The 18,132-nt window shown below is 44.8% G+C and carries 17 protein-coding genes; 13 read left to right on the forward strand and 4 right to left on the reverse strand.

All coding sequences use genetic code 11. The annotated features are described in order from the left end of the window. Positions 1 to 31: 31 nt before the first annotated feature. Positions 32 to 250, reverse strand: a complete 219-nt coding sequence (locus ABD036_RS08005) for a hypothetical protein (protein WP_343858453.1) — start codon at positions 248 to 250, stop codon at positions 32 to 34. Positions 251 to 412: 162 nt separating this feature from the next. Here ABD036_RS08005 and ABD036_RS08010 point away from each other — a divergent pair, with 162 nt between their 5' ends. From ABD036_RS08010 to ABD036_RS08020, 3 genes are read left to right on the forward strand one after another with little or no spacing between them, the layout of a single operon-like run. Next, positions 413 to 958 (forward strand): YgjP-like metallopeptidase domain-containing protein, encoded by a 546-nt coding sequence (locus ABD036_RS08010; RefSeq protein ID WP_343858697.1) that lies wholly within the window; start codon positions 413 to 415, stop codon positions 956 to 958. A gap of 7 nt (positions 959 to 965) precedes the next feature. Beyond that, positions 966 to 1,334, forward strand: a complete 369-nt coding sequence (locus ABD036_RS08015; protein WP_343858455.1) for a YacL family protein — start codon at positions 966 to 968, stop codon at positions 1,332 to 1,334. 27 nt (positions 1,335 to 1,361) lie between these two features. Beyond that, positions 1,362 to 2,036, forward strand: a complete 675-nt coding sequence (locus ABD036_RS08020) for an RluA family pseudouridine synthase (RefSeq protein ID WP_343858458.1) — start codon at positions 1,362 to 1,364, stop codon at positions 2,034 to 2,036. Between the two features lie 33 nt (positions 2,037 to 2,069). Here the strand turns inward: ABD036_RS08020 and ABD036_RS08025 are convergent, their stop codons facing one another. The 3 genes from ABD036_RS08025 to fliK form a co-directional block, all read right to left on the reverse strand. Further along, the gene (locus tag ABD036_RS08025; protein WP_343858460.1) at positions 2,070 to 7,460 is read right to left on the reverse strand and encodes a PAS domain-containing protein; all 5,391 of its coding nucleotides are present in this window, start codon (positions 7,458 to 7,460) and stop codon (positions 2,070 to 2,072) included. A gap of 228 nt (positions 7,461 to 7,688) precedes the next feature. Then, positions 7,689 to 8,000: an EscU/YscU/HrcU family type III secretion system export apparatus switch protein gene (locus tag ABD036_RS08030; RefSeq protein ID WP_343858463.1), complete on the reverse strand. Its 312-nt coding sequence runs from the start codon at positions 7,998 to 8,000 to the stop codon at positions 7,689 to 7,691. 4 nt (positions 8,001 to 8,004) lie between these two features. Beyond that, positions 8,005 to 10,116 carry a flagellar hook-length control protein FliK gene (gene fliK / locus ABD036_RS08035; protein WP_343858466.1) on the reverse strand — a complete coding sequence of 704 codons (2,112 nt, stop codon included), beginning with the start codon at positions 10,114 to 10,116 and terminating at the stop codon, positions 8,005 to 8,007. A 163-nt stretch (positions 10,117 to 10,279) separates the two neighbouring features. On the opposite strand from fliK, the gene ccmA reads away from it, so the two are divergent. Genes ccmA through ABD036_RS08085 form a run of 10 tightly spaced genes read left to right on the forward strand, consistent with a single transcriptional unit; the run spans position 10,280 to position 18,080 of the window. Then, positions 10,280 to 10,909 carry a cytochrome c biogenesis heme-transporting ATPase CcmA gene (ccmA, locus tag ABD036_RS08040; protein ID WP_343858469.1) on the forward strand — a complete coding sequence of 210 codons (630 nt, stop codon included), beginning with the start codon at positions 10,280 to 10,282 and terminating at the stop codon, positions 10,907 to 10,909. Beyond that, positions 10,909 to 11,574 (forward strand): heme exporter protein CcmB, encoded by a 666-nt coding sequence (gene ccmB / locus ABD036_RS08045; protein WP_343858700.1) that lies wholly within the window; start codon positions 10,909 to 10,911, stop codon positions 11,572 to 11,574. Before ccmA ends, ccmB begins: the two co-directional genes overlap by 1 nt. After that, positions 11,574 to 12,320, forward strand: a complete 747-nt coding sequence (locus ABD036_RS08050) for a heme ABC transporter permease (protein WP_343858472.1) — start codon at positions 11,574 to 11,576, stop codon at positions 12,318 to 12,320. The genes ccmB and ABD036_RS08050 overlap by 1 nt, the downstream gene beginning before the upstream one ends. Continuing rightward, positions 12,317 to 12,580, forward strand: a complete 264-nt coding sequence (gene ccmD, locus ABD036_RS08055; RefSeq protein ID WP_343858475.1) for a heme exporter protein CcmD — start codon at positions 12,317 to 12,319, stop codon at positions 12,578 to 12,580. Before ABD036_RS08050 ends, ccmD begins: the two co-directional genes overlap by 4 nt. Next, complete coding sequence (gene ccmE, locus ABD036_RS08060) at positions 12,577 to 13,047, forward strand: cytochrome c maturation protein CcmE (RefSeq protein WP_343858478.1); 471 nt, start codon at positions 12,577 to 12,579, stop codon at positions 13,045 to 13,047. Before ccmD ends, ccmE begins: the two co-directional genes overlap by 4 nt. A 9-nt stretch (positions 13,048 to 13,056) precedes the next feature. Continuing rightward, a complete protein-coding gene (locus tag ABD036_RS08065; protein ID WP_343858481.1) occupies positions 13,057 to 15,084 on the forward strand; it encodes a heme lyase CcmF/NrfE family subunit in 2,028 nt (675 codons plus the stop codon). After that, complete coding sequence (locus ABD036_RS08070) at positions 15,081 to 15,653, forward strand: DsbE family thiol:disulfide interchange protein (protein ID WP_343858484.1); 573 nt, start codon at positions 15,081 to 15,083, stop codon at positions 15,651 to 15,653. Before ABD036_RS08065 ends, ABD036_RS08070 begins: the two co-directional genes overlap by 4 nt. Continuing rightward, on the forward strand, positions 15,650 to 16,087 hold the full coding sequence (locus ABD036_RS08075; protein ID WP_343858487.1) for a cytochrome c-type biogenesis protein: 438 nt from the start codon (positions 15,650 to 15,652) through the stop codon (positions 16,085 to 16,087). Before ABD036_RS08070 ends, ABD036_RS08075 begins: the two co-directional genes overlap by 4 nt. Further along, on the forward strand, positions 16,084 to 17,304 hold the full coding sequence (gene ccmI / locus ABD036_RS08080) for a c-type cytochrome biogenesis protein CcmI (protein ID WP_343858490.1): 1,221 nt from the start codon (positions 16,084 to 16,086) through the stop codon (positions 17,302 to 17,304). Before ABD036_RS08075 ends, ccmI begins: the two co-directional genes overlap by 4 nt. Beyond that, positions 17,301 to 18,080 (forward strand): MlaA family lipoprotein, encoded by a 780-nt coding sequence (locus tag ABD036_RS08085; protein ID WP_343858492.1) that lies wholly within the window; start codon positions 17,301 to 17,303, stop codon positions 18,078 to 18,080. The genes ccmI and ABD036_RS08085 overlap by 4 nt, the downstream gene beginning before the upstream one ends. Positions 18,081 to 18,132 lie beyond the last annotated feature (52 nt).

Consider the following 18,132-nt stretch of genomic DNA (forward strand, 5'->3'; position numbering starts at 1 on the left):
ATTGAGGGCACTTATTATCCTTTAGCTCAGGTTAACTAAACTCAGCACCATCGTATTTTGACGCCAAATCATCTAATTCGGAACTGGTGCTGTCAAAGCCGCTATCAGCATAAAAATAAACCACCTCGACTTTATCCGAGCCGCGATGGAGCTTTGCTTTGATATGAGGCAGTTGTGGTGCATTTATCTCGTTTAAAAAACGATTGGCAACCTGCGCAGATGGAAATTGATAGATAATTTTGTTTTGCATATTAGCCCCGCCGTTTTTCGCGCAGTGTGCATGGAACACGACTTAGAATCAAGACTCTTTGTTGTATATTCCTATTGTCTGAAATTAAGTTACAACCGCACAAATGACAGTCGTGCCGCCAAAGAGTACAATAGTGGTTTATCCACGACTGAAATAACAACCGTGTCTTCACTAAAATACCTATCTGCTTATGCTCCTAACTTACAACAGCAAATTGCTGATTTGCTAGAGCAGGATCGTTTGTCCGGTTATTTACTGAATAAATACCCCGCGGTTAGCAATGTGGCTAACGATGCGGCACTGCGTAATTATGTCGTTGATATAAAGAATCAGTATCTTAAAAAGTCGCAGCCTTTAAGTAAGGTCGTGTTCGATAAAAAGATCCATGTGGTCAATAACGCACTTGGCTTGCACAGTTTTGTATCAAGAGTACAGGGTGGCAAGCTTAAAAGTAAAAATGAAATTCGCATCAGCACACTATTCAAAAATGCACCGCTTGAATTTCTCAATATGATCGTGGTGCATGAGTTAGCGCATTTGAAAGAAAAAGAACATAACAAAGCTTTTTATCAGCTCTGTCGACATATGTTACCTGACTATCATCAAATTGAATTTGACGTCAGAGTGTATTTAACTCATCTAGAGGAAAAGGGCGAAGTGTATATTGGTTGCTCCAGTAAGAGTAAAGCGCTCCTCAGCACAGCTTAAGGCAATTATGAATTATCAATTTATTCGAGATCTACAAGGTCGTCCAATTGCACAATTTGATATGGGCTGTGAGACATTTTCTCGTTGGTTTTCAGAAGAACTTGGTGATAATCAGCAGCAAATCTCAACACTATTTGCCGCAATTCAACAATTGCAAAGTGAACAAATTAAGGAGTATGTGTTACCAGGCATGGAGATCACGCTAGTACTTGATCCTGATGAGGTGGAGGTAAGATCAAAAACTTTGGATTTTGACGCTCCCGATGAGTTACCTGAAGGTACTGAGTTATATGATCAAGAGTCCATGTCAGGTTGCGGGCTAGATGACTTTATTCGCGTGTTATCTTCGTGGCGAGATTTTGTCGATGGCAGGTAAACAAACGCAAAACACCCGTTGTCGTTAATGGCGAATACTATCATTGACAACTTTGTTGCTCCTGAATGTTTGCAACAAATCGATATTTTGCTCGTCGACGAACACTTTTTGTTGATTAATAAGCCCAGTGGTTTGTTATCCCTTTCTGGCAAGAATCCGCTGAACAAGGATTCAGTACACTTCCGGTTAACCCAGCAATACCCCAGCGCACGTATGGTGCACAGATTGGATCTGGGTACGTCGGGTATCATGCTCATTGCCTTAAATAAACTTGCCAATACTCAGCTAGCTAAGCAATTTGAAATGGGCACCGTACAAAAAACCTATATTAGCGTGTTGGACGGGCATGTGAAGGAAGACTTTGGTCAGATAGATATCCCCATTGCTAAAGATCCCTTATTGTTTCCTCGGCTAAAAACCTGCGTTGAACATGGTAAGCCTGCGCTAACGGAATATCAGGTTTTAGACCGACAGATAAATCCTGATTTGACCCGCATACAGTATTACCCTAAGACGGGCCGAACCCACCAATTGCGGATCCACAGTCAATATATGGGGCATCCTATTTTAGGTTGTGACCTGTACGGTAATGATGACAGTTTTCAAGCCGCTAACCGTTTGATGTTGCACGCTGAAAAACTTCAGTTCGACCACCCGTTTAGCGGCGAAAGAATTCTGGGGGAATGTCCCTCACCATTCTAGACTTGGCGATCTTTATTATCGCTCTGTTGCCCGTTAACTGTGTAAATGAGAGTATATTACCCGCAGGGTGGTCATCAAAGATTCTTTCACGCTTGGCCAGAAAATTGAAATACTGTCCACTTGCCCTTGTTGGAAGTCTGCTTCAAGTCGTGTAGCCACATCATCGAGGGGCTCTGAGTTGACTTTTCTGGCGATAAAACCCAGTTTACGCGCCTGCATTAGAATGGCTTTACTGTCGTCTTCATTCACCGCACTATCCATGGCGTTCATCGCGGTTTCTAAATCGGACATTAAACTACTTAACGCTATGGCTAGCGACTCTTTCGGCGGATTCTTTTGCAGGTAAGGGAGTAGGTCGAACCATACCTGAGGATCTTTAGGGATCGGTAGTTTTGCAAATTCAGGCACTTCTTTTTGTTCGGCAATCGGTTGCTGATCTTTGGCTTGTTTAAGCTCTTCTTGATGAGCTTTAATTAGCTCTTGCTCTTTGTCTTGCAGTTCAACCTGGCTCGATTGCAGTTGTTTTTGGGCGTTTTCCAATTCACTTTCTTTGCTGGCAATTTGCTGTTTACTGCTATTGAGTTCATTTTCAAGTTGCTGCAATTTCTCATTTAACTCAGATTGATTGCTATCCTGAGTGTTAAGACTTGCTTTGGTGTTGTCATATTCTTGCTGAATTGCTTGTAATTCTTTACTCAGCTGCTGTTGCTCCGATTGCATGGTTGCAATATTCTGCTCACTATTTTGTAATGCTTTTTGTTGGTCGGCCAACTGTTGTTGAAGTTGTAGTTCTTGTTGTTCTTGTTGCTTCAAACGTTGCTGTAAGGTTCTGGCTTCTTCTCTTGCTTTTTCAAGTTCTGCTTGTAGCTTCTGTTCGCCCGTTTGCGTGTCTGATACTTGAGATTCCGCTTTTTGTAATTCTTGTAGGCTTTGATTCAGCTTTTCTTGCATCTGGGCATTTTGCTTCTCTGCTTCTAATAAAGATTGCTGAAGTTGCTTCTTCTGCAGTTCAATTTCTGCATGGTGTTGGCGCCATTGTTCGTCACTGCCTTGTAACATCTCTTTTTGTTTAGTCGCACGGTTCTCCACATCCGCCAGCTCGACTTTAAGTTGTTCGAGCTTTTGTTGTTGCTCTAATCTTTCCCGTTTCTCAGCATCAGATTGGCGTTGATTTTCATCTAGCTGCTTACGAGTTAATTGCAATTTTGCTTGTTTAGCCTCTACCTCGCGTTTTAGTTCTTCTTGGCGTTGCTGCCATTGTTGGTCGCTTTCTTGCATTTCTCGCTGCTGCTTGGCACTGCGCTCTTCCATCTCGGCCAATTCAGCCTGTAATTTTTCAAATATACGTTCTTGTTGTTGTTTGGCCTGTTTCTCCGATTCAGTTTGCTGCGCGGTTTTTTGCAGTGCTTGTTCGGTCTCAATTAATTTTTGCTGTTTAGCTTCAAGCTCCTGTTGCAAGGCCTCTTGTTGTTTTTTCCAGCGTTGATCTGCTTCTTCGATGATTTGTTGCTTTTGCTGCTCGCTACGTTTTTCCATCTCAACAAGTTCAGACTCTAGACGTTGCTTAAGCTCTAGCTGCTGCGCTTTTTCAGCCTCAGTTTGTTGTTTGGCTTGGTTCAAACTTTGTTCGGTTTGTTGCAACTTCAGTTGTTTAGCTTCAAGCTCTTGCTGCCATTGTTGTTGCAATGCCAATAACCGTTGCTCGGCATCTTCGGTTTTTTGTTTTTGCTGAGCTTCACTGCGACGTTCTACTTCAGCCAACTCACTTTGTAAACGCTCAAATAGCTGACGCTGTTGCTGTTTTTCGGCCTCGGTTTGTTGCGTGGTTTGCTGCAATGCTTTTTCGGTTTCTTGCAGTCGCTGTTGTTTGTCTTGAAGCTCTTTTTGCAGCGCTTCTTGCTGTTCTTTCCAGCGTTTATCCGCTTCTTCCATGATTTCTTTTTGCTGTTGTTCGCTGCGCGCTTCCATGTCCTTCAATTCAGATTGCAAACGCTCCATCAATTCGACTTGCTGGGCTTTTTCTGCCTCGGTTTGCAAGCGTGTTTGGTTAAGGCGCGCCTCTGCTTCTTGCAGTTTTTGTTGCTTGCCGGCCAATTCTTTTTGCCATTCACGTTGTTGCTCTTGCAAGCGCTGTTCGGCCTCTTCGTTCATCAGCCGCTGCTGCTCTTCACTACGGCGTTCCATCTCTGCCAGTTCGCCTTGTAAGCGTTCAAACAATTTTTGTTGCTGTGCTTTGGCGGCTTTTTCTGCTTCCACTTGCTGTGCTTGTTGCTTGAGAATGTGCTCGGTCTCAAGTAGCTTTTGTTGTTTTTGTTGCAAGGCTTGTTGCAACGCGCGCTGTTTTTCACGCCATTGTTCATCAGCTTCGGTTATTTTTTGTAATTGTTCTTCACTGCGCCTTTCAACTTCTAACAATTCTTCTTGCAGTAACTCCAAGCGTTGTTGTTGCAAGTCTTTTTCGGCTTTATCTTGTTCCGACTGACGCTTGGTTTCATTCAGGGTTTCTAATGTTTTTTGTAATTGTTGTTGTTTTTGTTCGAGTTCTTGTTCAAGAAGTGCCTGCTGCTTCTGCATATCTCCTTTTTGCTGTTTCGACATCTCTTCAAATTTTTCCATTTCGTTTTGTAGATGGTCGATATGCCGTGCTTTATTAGAGACTTCCGATTGCGCTAAATGACAAGATTGCTCCAGTTCGCGGCGTTGGCGTTCAGCCAGTTCACTGGCTTTGCGCTGATTAATGAGTTGTTCTCTTAGTTTGTTGGACGCTTGACTTGAGCTTGCTAACTGAGATTGCAGTGCATTAATCTGCCCACTTACATCGTTGATTTGTTTGTCTTTTTCAGTAATTGAAGATTTTAACTGTTCAATTTCGCCAACAAACTCCTGCATTTTTTGTTGTTGCTCTTGGCGCTCTTGTTCTAACGCCTTGGCAGTTTCTTCGCTTTGTGCCAGTTCATTTTGTGCGTCCTTGTATTTTTTCTCGCTGTATTGCAATTCATTGGCAATTTGATTGCGCTGCCGCTCCAGTCCACTTACTCGTTTGCTTGATTGTTCTAATTGTGCAGAAAGCTCTTCGTTTGCTTGCTCACTATTGGCTAATGATTCGCGACTTTGCTGATATTCACTCTGCAATTGATTCAAATGAGCAGTGATATCGTCATGCGCTTGCTGCAAGGTGGATATTTCAGTTTCTTTGTCTGAAAGATCTTCTTTAACCGCCTTGAGTTTTGTCTCAGTATCCGACAGGCTTTTGACTTTGCTTGCCAATTGGTCTTGACTGCTCTCCAGTAATTGTTGCTTTTCAACAATGATCCGTTCCGCTGCTTGATGCAGATTAATCGCTTCCATGCGCTCGGCGTCGGCTTTTTTAATGGCGCGTAAATCGGTCCAGATACACAGAATAGAATCAAAGTCTTGTCCTTTGAACATAGGCACAAAGGTCGCTTGGCAAGGCAGAGGATTATCACCGCGGCGGTGTTGCCACATCAACGACAGTGCCTGTCCATCTTGTTTGATTTGCTCAATTTTGTTCTTTAAGTCGTCTAGATCACTGTTTTCATTGTTGAGCTTTTTAGAGTAGGGGAAGTAACCATACAAGTCTTCTTCATCTTCTAATGAGAAGAAATCGCATGCCGCTGGATTGAGTTTGCTAAATCCGTCTTGATCTAACACTGCCATAGGCATGCTACTATGCAGTAGGAGGCTTTCGAATTTGTCCTGTTGATATTGTTCGTCGCTAATATCAGAAATCCAACATAGGAATTGTTGTTTTTCACGATCAAATAATTCGACATTAAGTTCGCTAGGATGAAGCTTGTCACTTTTGCCACGAAGGTTGGCATGGAAGCCTTCTAATTTTCCGTTTTTATGTAATTTTTTGGCCGCTTTCCCTGAGGTTTTTGGATCAGTAAACAGCTGATAAAAATCACCTTTTTTAATTTCCTGCTCACTTAGCCCTAAACGTGAGGTCAGCGCCTTGTTAGCTTGAACAATGCGGTCATCTTCATCAATCATGGCGATCCCCAGGGGCGCCTTATTGATAATATTAGCAAAGTGAGATCGTTCATGTTCAAGCTGCGCTTTAATGGCTTTTAGCTCGGTGATATCTTCGAATATACACACGGAGCCAGCGGCCTGGCCCTCATCATCTCGAAACGATTGGCTCTTCACTTTTAAGGTTTTACGCTCCCCAGTTGATAGCTCGATGTCGATCTCTTTCGCACTGCTCGCTGCAGCTGAGTACGCCATACCACTAGCCTGTCCACCTGCAGGCAAACTTTCTCTTAATTGTTCAGGGAAGCACGGCAAGGTGTTGGCTAGTTGGTCTCGAATACTTTCTATTGAAGTATTAAACATCAACTCAAAGGAGGTGTTGCAACTCACCACTTGGCCACCTGAACTAAGCAATAGCATTGGCGAGCTACTGGCACTTACCACACCTTTGACTCGCTGTTTACTGGCTGCTAGTTCGGCGCTAAGTGCTTTAATGGGATTGAGGTTACGTAAGGTAAAGTGTGCTTGTGTGGCTTTCCCTTTGTCGTCAAATTGCGTGGCGATACCGGAAATTTGGGTATGAAGAAGCGCATTTTGACCGTCGAACGCACATTCGAACTCGACAGGTTCACCTTGTTCAATCTGTTTACCGGCCTGATTCCAAGCATATTGTGTTGACTGGCTCAAATAGCGTTCAAAATCACTAAGAGGGCCCGTCATTGTCTCTTCACCAATCTCTAACATTCGGGCAAAAATTGCATTCGCGTGGAAAGTTTTTTCAGCATAATTTATCGATAGTTGACCAAATGCTGAGATATCGAGCAAGGTGTTATTCAACGCAAGCTGGTTTGATTTTTCGTCCAGTTGTTGCTGTTGTTGGCTGATGTCATAGAGAGATACGATTGAACCTAGTCCATTAGCATCATCTTTTTGTGGTGCAAATTCTAACTGCAAATTACGTTCTTTTACTGGGCCGATAACTTGGGTTTTGGTTTGTACCTTAACGCCGAGAGAGGCTTGCAGCTTATCAGCGTATTGTGCATCAATAAGATCAATCAATGATTGACCGACCAATTTCTCAGCGCGATTGCCTAAATAATAGGCCGCTAACTTATTGCAATAGCGAATTTCGCCGCTGTGCTGAACATGCACAATACCGACATGGAAGTTATCTAAATATCCGGTGCTTCTATCCAGAATGAGTTGATTAGCTTCTAACTTTTTTCGCGCGCTCGCCTGCCCTATTTTGGCAATTATCAGTGTTAGCAGCAGTGCCGCAAATATCACTGCAACACCGATAAGGCTCATATTAATGGTTTCAGCGTCCTGTTGTAGCACATGGTTACCCACAGCGAACGCATTTGTATTGACCAGTATTAAGCCTAGCGGCAAACAAAATTTAATCCATTGGGGAAGCGAGTGTTTATCCATCAAAGTTTTTCCAATCAACATGTTAGCTAGCACAATACACATTCTTTGATTTTCAATAAATCTCATTAAAAACAATTAGGTGTGTAAAATAATACTCAATATTCGCAGTGAAACCTGAGTTTAACTGTAGTACGTTTTTAGCTATCCGGTATTTGATTAAGTATTGTCGATGTTATCGGCTCTTGCTCGTTTGCTTGCACAGACGTTAATTGCGAGATATTTGAGCCACTATGCTTTAGTTGATAGCTTGTTATGGGTTTGTGCCCAACTTTCAGGGAACTTGCCTTGTAAGACATAAGAGAAGGCGATCAATTCGGCTATAACATGATACAGCTGTTCTGGAATTTCTTGGCCTAAATCTAAGCGCGCTAAGAACTCACTTAAGTAAGGATCCTCGTGCACTAATACACCGCTTTGCTCGGCTAATTTAATGATTTCTTCTGCCAAATCGCCAAACCCTTTGGCGACCACTTTAGGGGCGTTTTTGCTGCCATCTTGGTATTTGATGCCTACCGCGCTTTTGGTTTTTTTATTAGCCATGAATTTATGCCTTAGTTTCGAACATCTGGTACGGGCGACTGTGGAGCTGCTCGGGGATCTTACCCAATTGACATTGGGTTTTGGCGACTTCGATTCCTAAACTTTCCAAACGTTTTTTAAACAGCGGAAGATAATTAAATACTAGCTCTTTTACGGTTTCATTTGACGTATAAAAATCCAATTCTAAGGTCATATCTCGCAAGGTGGCTTTGCTTAATATTTGGCCAATATCGCCGACGTCCAATTTCATGGTTAGGTGCCAAATTGTGTTTTTACTGTCCTTTTTAGTGCTTTGCTCTTTATGTTCAAGTTCACGCTTTATCAATAGTTCTACGTCACGTCGATTGTCGCCTGTGCCTGAAGGTAACACGTAATAAAGCGCTTCTTGCCCCTGCAACATTTGTTCTGCACTGGTGAGCTTAGCAGTCTGATGCTGGGCAAATAGCCTGCCTAGCTGTTTGAGCAACTGATGTTTTTGCTCTAATAAATGAACCTCGTTGATACTTCTTTGTGGCTGGCTTGTGGGCGCCGTATTACTGACTCCAGTTAGGGTATTCATCACTTGAGACAAACGTTCGGAGCTTTGCGGTTGAGCGCGTCCTAGACGAGCAGCAAGCACAACTTGAACAAGCGCAATCAAACCGCTCATTAACCCTTGTTGTTGATTGACGGGTTGGGTTAATTGGACTGAGGTGATGGGCTGAGCTGCTTGAGTGAGCAGTTGTTTAATCTGATTTGCATCAGCATCTTTTCCTTGTACCGACACTTGCTGTAATTGTTTTGCGAGTTGTTCAATAATCACTTTGCTTGCAGGATCTTTGAATAACGAGATGTCAGCCAAGCCTTTTTCAATCTGTGCGAGACTGTCGCTAGGACTGCCCGCTTGTGGCATTAAGCGTCGGATAATGTCGCTAATTTGCTGTTGAACCACTTGCTTTTGGGCATTGGGCAAATCCGCGACAGCAAGCTTGTTGGCCGGTGTTGCGGCCGCTATCTTTGCTTCGACAGACTCTGACAATCCGATGTTGGGTTGAGTTATCGTGCTGGCAACTGACTTACCCTCAAGGTTTTGCTGACTGACAGTATGAGTCGCTGAAGGTCGATGCGCAGTCCCCTCTTTAACTCTTGGGGTATTTTCGCCATTGAGCATGGATTGAACTTGCTTGAATTGCTCCGGTGTCAGTTTAAGGGTGGCGGCAGGCTCAGGCGAAAAAGCCCTAATCTCACCTGCGCCGGATTGATTAATAACGAGCTTAACCTGTGTGATGTGCGACGCAATGCCCGCTAGCTTTTGCTGTGCTAAAAGCGGTAAAAGTGCGGGTTGGCGACTCAATGTCTCGGTCAACACGTACCGTGGAATACTGATGCTATTTGCTTGATTATCCGAGACGACTCGATCTGGTTGCGCTGGCAGTAGCTTGACCAACTGAGGCTTGTCGAGTGAAACCGGGGTTGCGCTCAAGCTTGGCGCCGCGGTACTTGATGACTTGCTTTGCGACTGGTTTTGCGGGTTGAGTTGGCTCGGGGTCAGCAAACGAACCTGCCAATCGTTACCTTGAGGGATGAGTTGCAACTGAACCCTTTGACCTACTTTTAATCCTGTAGGGAGCGGCGATGCAATCACACTCAATTGCTGTGCTTTGCCATTGATTTGTGTTGATACCGACAAGGTATTACCACTGATTGCTGTCACGCGGGCATTCACAATCTGCGATTTTGTGCCTGATTCGGGTTCAACTTTAGTTGCCACAGCGTCTAATAGCACACTAAGTTGCGCCTGATTCAGGCGCGCCACAAGAAGGTTAGTTCCGGAGGTGCTAGTGCGGTCAAATAAAGCAAGAATTGACTGCTGTAGTCCTTTGCCGCTTGTATCGGTTGCGGCGCGAAGTTGCGCTTCTACTGGTGTACCTACTAACCCTGCAGGCAATTTATCCGGTTTAGGCAGTTGTATACTTGCTGGTTGCCGGTTCACCCCAAGGGAGATTTGATTACCGGCCAAGTGCTGGATGATCACCTGAGCCGCTTGCTTTGCAATAGGTGAAGTGCTTTGAGCCCGCGTTAGCTGCGCCAGAGCTTGGGTGAGTTGTTGCTGAGTATTGAGGGAAATGTCTGACATAACCAGTTTATCGGCAGGCTTTTCGCAGATTGAATGTAACTTAAGAATACCTTGTTGTGCACTTAGAATCTAATAACTGGTATTGGCTTGTTGCTATGGTATCATTTGCGCCGTTTTTTATTGACGTCGTTGATGTCATTGCTACCTTGGAGACGAGCAACTTTTGGCCTTGTTAAGCGGACATAATCTTTCTTGTGTAAAACAAGACCGCCTTCTTTTTGACAATTTAGATTTTTCGGTTGCAGCCTCCGAGTTACTTTATATTCGAGGGCAAAATGGCGCGGGTAAAACCAGCCTTTTGCGGATTATAGTGGGTCTCACCGACGCCACTACCGGACAGGTTGATTATCAGGGGCAAAACATTCGTACCGTCAATGACCAATTTCATCAGGAGTTGGTTTACATTGGCCACAAACCGGGCCTCAATCACACTCTAAGCGCCATAGAAAACCTGTCTTTTTGGTGCCAACTGCATAATTTACCCCATTGTGAACATGAATTAATGGATATCCTTGCCTTGCTCGGGCTCGTGGGGCTAGAAGATATTCCTGTCAGGCAACTGTCCGCTGGTCAGCAGCGCCGGGCGGCGTTGGCGAGACTATGGCTTAAATCAGACGCAAAAATTTGGGTATTAGATGAACCTTTTACCGCCTTAGACGTTCAAGGCATAGAGTTGTTGAGACAAAGAGTAATAGGGCACCTCGGTCAAGGTGGCGCAGTGATTATTACCTCCCATCAACAATTGGATATTGATTACAAAACCAGTGAACTGATGTTGGAGTACCGCATATGATGTCAGTGCTGATGGCCATTTTTAAACGTGATATGGCGTTGGCGTTTCGCCAGCGGGCTGAGCTGTTGCAACCGATGATGTTTTTTGTGTTAGTGATCAGTTTATTTCCACTTGGGGTCGGCCCTGGGCCTGACACGTTACAAAAAATTGGTCCTGGGGTGATTTGGGTGGCAGCGATACTGTCGTCATTGCTCGGTATGGAACGTTTGTTTCGCGATGATTACCAAGATGGTTCATTAGAGCAACTGATGTTAAGCGGCGCACCTATGGCGTTAGTGTCTGTGGTGAAAGTGTGTGTGCACTGGATTGCCAGTATCCTGCCGTTAATCGTGTTATCACCATTGCTGGCCCTTTTTTTGAATCTGACGGTTGAAATGTATTGGGCTTTATTGGCGACCTTACTCATTGGTACGCCATTGTTAAGTTTGGTCGGAGCCGTAGCAGTTGGCTTAACCGTGGGACTGCAAAAAGGCGGCGTATTATTGGCGTTGCTGCTGTTACCGGTTTTCGTTCCGCTGCTGATTTTTGCGACAGCGGCGGTGGATGCCGCAGCCATGCAATTACCTTATAGCGCCCATTTAGGTTTAATCGGCGCAATGTTATTATTAGCCTTAGCGTTGGCTCCCCTTGCCATCGCTTATGCCTTAAGAGTGAGTCAAAGTTAATGTGGAAGTGGTTGCACCCCTACGCAAAATCAGAATCTGCTTATCAACTATGCAAAACGTTGTTGCCGTGGTTCGCATGGAGTTCAGTGCTCACCTTGTTCGTAGGTACCCTGTGGGGGTTGGCGTTCGCGCCAGCTGATTATCAACAAGGCGACTCGTTTCGGATTATCTACATCCATGTGCCTAGCGCTATTTTGTCCATGGGCGCATATTCGGCAATGGCAATTGCAGCCTTTGTGGGAATGGTCTGGCAAATCCGTACTTCTTACATGGCAATGATGGCCATCGCTCCGGTGGGCGCAATGATGACGTTTATTGCTTTGTTTACCGGTGCTGCATGGGGTAAACCTATGTGGGGAACTTGGTGGGTGTGGGATGCTAGGTTGACCTCTGAGTTAGTCTTGTTGTTTTTGTATCTAGGCGTCATTTCTTTGTATAAAGCATTCGATGATAAAGTACAGGCTGGCAAAGCGGCTAGCGTCATGGCGCTGGTGGGAGTGATTAATTTGCCGATCATTCATTACTCAGTAGAGTGGTGGAATACACTGCATCAAGGTGCAACTATTAGCAAGTTTGAACGCCCCTCGATTGCATCAGAAATGCTTTGGCCATTACTGATAAATTTACTTGGTGCGAGTTTGTTAGTCGGCGCTTTGAGTATCAAACGATTACAAAACGAATTATTACGCCGTGAAATTCATCGTCCTTGGGCGGTTAAAACCCTGATCAAAGAGAGCAAAGCATGACATTTCAGTTCGAAAGTTGGCAAGCCTTCTGGCAAATGGGGGGCTACGGTTTTTATGTGTGGCTGGCCTTTGGCGTGTCGCTGTTAGCGGTGTTGGCATTGGTTTACGAAAGCATTTGGACCAAGCAACAATTAATTAAAGCAGTAAATGCACAAATTGCCCGTAAACAACGTATAAAACAGGCAAAGATGCAAAGCAATAAGCAAACAGAATCAACTACAGAGCATGATAAATCTGAACAAGAGGTAGGTCGAGCGTGAACCCAAGACGTCAAAAACGATTATTAGCCGTGTCATCTATTGTCCTATTGGTTGCAGCAGCGGCTTGGATGATGTTAAGCGCCTTGAGTGAAAATATTGACCATTTTTACACTCCTTCGGAAATCATCGATGGTAAAGATGGCACTTTACCTAAAGTGGGTCAACGATTGCGCATTGGCGGCATGGTCGTCCCTGGCACCGTAAGCCGTGATCAAGAGACCCTAGCTGTCACTTTTGATCTTGTCGATACCGGCCCAGCCGTAACTGTCAGTTATACCGGCATCTTGCCAGACTTATTCCGTGAAGGGCAGGGCATAGTCGCCACAGGCAGATTAACCGACACCAACAAGATAGTTGCAGATGAAGTCTTGGCCAAGCACGATGAAGAATATATGCCACCGGAATTGGCTGAAAAGCTCAAAGGCATCAAGCACGTTAAACCTAAAAATTATGGCGCAGGCCAATAGGGACCTCCTATGTTTGCTGAGTTAGGACATTTTTCACTGGTACTCGCGCTATTGATGTCAATTTTATTGGCTATCTATCCAATGTGGGGAGCGCATCACGATCACAAACCGGTAATGGCTTTGGCCAAACCGCTTGCCATTGGCATGTTTGTTTTTACGGCGTTTTCTTATGTGGCGCTAAGTTACAGCTTTTATACCGATGACTTTAGCATTGCTTATGTTGCTCATCACTCCAATAGCCTGTTGCCTTGGTATTACAAGATCACCGCCGTTTGGGGAGGACACGAAGGTTCATTCCTACTTTGGGTACTGATTTTCTCGGTGTGGACAGTTGCCGTAGCCCTTTTAAGTAATAGTATTCCTCAGCAAATGGTGGCAAGAGTGTTATCCGTGCTCGGCATGGTTGCGATTGGTTTCTACCTGTTTATGCTGATCGCGTCTAATCCGTTTGAAAGCTTGTTACCCTTTTACCCCGTGGATGGCCGCGATTTAAATCCATTGCTGCAAGATTTCGGCATGATCATTCATCCGCCAATGTTGTATATGGGTTATGTGGGTTTCTCTGTGGCTTTTGCTTTTGCTATAGCCGCATTAATTTCTGGAAAATTAGATTCAACTTGGGCTCGTTGGTCGCGACCTTGGACTATCGCCGCGTGGGCGTTCCTGACAGTCGGCATTGCATTGGGTTCTTGGTGGGCTTATTACGAACTTGGTTGGGGCGGTTGGTGGTTTTGGGATCCGGTTGAAAATGCCTCCTTTATGCCTTGGCTAGTAGGCACGGCATTGGTGCACAGTCTGGCGGTCACCGAGAAACGCAAAATTTTTAAATCTTGGACTGTGTTGTTGGCTATCTCGGCCTTTTCACTCAGCCTTTTGGGGACCTTTTTGGTACGCTCTGGCATTCTGGTGTCGGTGCATTCGTTTGCTAGTGATCCCTCACGCGGACTCTTTATCCTTGCGATATTAGCCATTGTTATCGGTAGCTCACTGACGCTATTCGCTATTCGAGCGCCGCAACTGAAAAGTGTTGGCCGCTACCAATGGTTCTCCAGAGAAGTGATGTTGATAGGTAACAACCTACTATTAACCGCAGCCACTATAGTGGTGCTGTTAGGCACCTTACTACCTTTGGTGCACAAAGAATTAGGTTTGGGCTCTATCTCCATTGGTGCGCCTTTCTTCAATCAAATGTTTGTCTACTTGATTGTACCTTTTGTGTTGTTGTTGGCCATGGGACCACTTTCTCGCTGGAAGAACCAATCACCCAAAGCATTACAAAATCATTTGCTGATTGCCTTTGGTTTAAGCATCTGTGCGGCATTGTTAGTGCAAAGTAGCTACAGCGAAATGACGTATATGGCCACACTCGGTTTAGTGCTGAGCTTTTGGATACTGGTATCCACAGTACAAGAAGTGATGCAACGCACTCAGGCGGGCGTGGCCGATGAGCGTACTTGGAGCACCCGGTTAGCTAGCTTAACACCAAGTCATTGGGGGATGGTGCTTGGTCATATTGGTTTTGCCGTTACCTTAATAGGCATTACCTTGGTCAGTAATTACGAACAGGAAAAAGACCTGCGTATGCAAAGCGGCGACGTGGTTGAGGTCAGTGGATATTACTTCAAATTTACCGGTGTTCGAGATCTCACAGGGCCCAATTATTCTGGGCACGTGGGTATATTGGATGTTTATGCTGATGCTAACTTAAGCAAAAAAATCACCCATTTAGAAGCTGAAAAACGTTTTTATCCAGTACAACGTTCAAGCATGACTGAAGCGGGTATTGATAGTGGTATCACCCGTGATTTATTTGTTGCTCTGGGTGAGCAGCTTAATAGCGGTGCTTGGGCTGTGCGAATTTACGTTAAACCTTTTGTAAACTGGATATGGGCTGGCGCCCTGTTCATGGCAATGGGGGGGATTTTCTCCATTGCAGACAAGCGCTATCGGATGGCTAAAGTCGCAAAAGTAAAACAAACATTTAGTCCTGCACCATCACCAGATGATCAAACTGTCGCTACCCAAGGAAGAGTATGAGAAAGGCCGTTATATTTTTAATTCCATTAACCTTGTTTGTGTTGTTGTCCGGATTTTTGTATTCCGGATTGTACAGTGATCCACGCAAGCTAGATTCGAATCTGGTCAATCAGCCATTGCCGCCATTTGAGTTGCCGGATTTAATGCAGCCAGAAAGGATCCACACACCTGCCGTATTTAATGGACAGGTAACCTTAATGAATGTGTGGGGCGTATGGTGCATAACCTGTGCAGTGGAATTGCCTTACTTAACGCAACTTAGCGAGCAAGGCGTGCGAATTGTTGGCTTGTATTACGATCAGGATACCGATCCGGATTTCGGTATCAAAAGCATACCCACAATTCAACAAGAGGTAACGGCTAAGTTACGTAAACTGGGTAATCCCTACGCCTTTAATATCTTTGATGTGAAACGAGATTACTCGCTTGATTTAGGCGTGACAGGCGCTCCTGAGACTTTTTTAATCGATAAACAAGGGGTGGTGAGAATGCATCACATAGGCGATATCAATCCCCGTGTTTGGCGTGGCAAAATTGAACCCCTTTACAACGAGTTGATGGCACAATGAAATCGCTAATATTCATCTTGGTATTGTTATGTTCAGCGGCATTTGCCACGGAAGAAGCCTACCATTTTGATGATCCCGCTAAGCAGAAATTGTTTTTAGAGCTCACTCAAGAGCTGCGCTGCCCGCAGTGTCAAAATCAAAATATTGCTGACTCAGATGCCATGATTGCGGTTGATTTACGGCGCAAAGTGCATGAACTGTTACAGCAGGGGAAAAGCCGTGAGCAGGTAATGGAGTTTATGATCGCTCGCTATGGAAATTTTGTCACTTACAATCCTCCTGTGACAGCCGTCACTGTCTGGTTGTGGCTATTGCCGTTATTGTTCGTCATAGGCGCTGCTACTTTTGTACTGGTACAACGTAAAAAGCAAGCAACCGGATTTGATGAATCAGAATTAGCAAAAGCAGATTCACTATTGGAGAAAGACAATTGAGTAGTTATTGGCTTGGTGTTGCGCTGCTATCCTTGCTCGCAATCGGCATTATTGTATTGCCTTGGATCCGCAAAGGCGATCGTGCAACGCAGGATATTTTAACCAATACTCGGATCATCAAGCAACGAATGCAGGAATTAGATCGAGAAGTATCCGAAGGATTGGTCTCAGCGGAAGATAAGCAAAGTGCCATCAATGAATTAAAATTAGCATTGGTAGATGAATCGACCGAGACAAATACTAAAACGGGCAGTGCCACCGGTGTTTTGGTCATTGGCCTAACAATTGGCGTTGGTCTGTGCGGGTACCTTTATTGGCAAAGTAATGAAGTATCGGATATTCGTCATTGGCAAAATGTGACCCAACAGTCTTCTGCTTTGGCCAAGCGCATCGTGGTAGAAGCTGACCCAACGATCACGGGCGAAGACGTACAGGATTTTGCTCTGGCGATGCGCACCAAATTAATCAACACTCCAGATGACCATATCGGCTGGTTGCTATTGGGGCGTTTGCAAGCGTCATTGAACCGAATTGATGAGGCGCTACACGCGTTTGCCAAAGCTTATGAATTGGCACCAAATCATGCCGGTATATTATCCAGCTACAGTCAGACACTTGTCAGAACAGGGCAAGAGGAATATCTTCGTCGAGCACAAGGATTGATTAAGCGAGCGATTGAGCTAAACCCTGAGGATATCAACGCCTATGGCATGTTAGCGGTTGCATCTGGGACATTGGGAGATACTCAAGAAGCCATTGCTAGTTGGCAAAAATTGAAAGATAAGTTGCCAGCGTCCGATCCTATGCGTGCTGAGGTTGACAAACGTATTGCCGAGTTGCGCGGGGAGTCGTTACCTTCTGCAAAAACGGCAATTACAGTAACCGTAGATATTGCGCAGAACTTAATTGAAAAACTACCAAAAACCGGGTATTTATTTGTTTTTGCCCAAGACGCTCAAGGGCAAGTGCGCATGCCTGCAGCAGTGGTGAAAATGCCATTGGTACAACTACCGGTAACGATTGAGTTGTCTGATGCCAATGCGATGATGCCAACCTATACGTTATCGCAACTTACTCAGGTTAAATTAGTTGCGAGGGTGTCTGTTGATGAAAACGTTGCGCAGGCTCAGGGCGAGTTGCAAGGTGACGTTATTATCGACCTTGAAACCGGCTCACAGGTGCAACAACAGATTACAATTGATAAGGAATTGCAGTGAACAAAGCTCAGATATTAGTCCTGTTAGTCACACTGACTGTTTTGGGGGGCTGTGCTTCTCGTCAGAATGGACAAGCAGATCAACCATCACAACAATATACTGATGAGCGTGATCCGCTAGAAGGCTTTAACCGCGTCATGTGGGATTTTAACTACGACGTGCTAGACGAATATATATTACGTCCTACCACGGTTGTCTACGTAGACTATATGCCTCAACCCGCCCGAACTGGTTTGTACAATGCAGCGTTAAATTTAGAAGAGCCTTCCAATACAGTTAACAATTTACTGCAAGGTAAAGTGGGCGGCAGTCTGACTAGTCTAGGACGCTTCGTGCTGAACTCTACCGTCGGAATTCTAGGGCTATTTGATGTAGCCAAAGAGATCGGTTTGGAAAGAGCAGAAGAAGAATTCGGTGAAGTTTTGGGCAAATACGGTGTGGGTACGGGGGCATTCTTGATGTTGCCGGCAATGGGCCCGACTGATATTCGTTCCAGCGTGGGTGATTTTGTTGACGCGTCCTACTTTCCTCTACAAGATTTGACCTTTTACGTCGCGGCCCTGCGCACAGGCATCAAGGTTCTAGAGGCCAGAGCGCAGTTGATGGAACAAGAAGCGCAACTTGAACAATCACTGGATCCTTATGCATTTGTTAAGAATGCGTATTTCCAAAACTTGCAGTTTAAAGTGACCGATGGTGATGTGCCTCCCAGTGATTTAAATACGGATCCGGAACAAGATGAAGTGAATTACGAGGATTTCCTTGACGATCTGTAACTGAGTCTTAGGTTGACTAACTATGCTTAAGCACATTTGTTTTCACTTTTAC

This window comes from Aliiglaciecola litoralis, from assembly GCF_039523355.1.
In the GTDB taxonomy this organism is placed as follows: Bacteria; Pseudomonadota; Gammaproteobacteria; order Enterobacterales; family Alteromonadaceae; genus Aliiglaciecola; species Aliiglaciecola litoralis.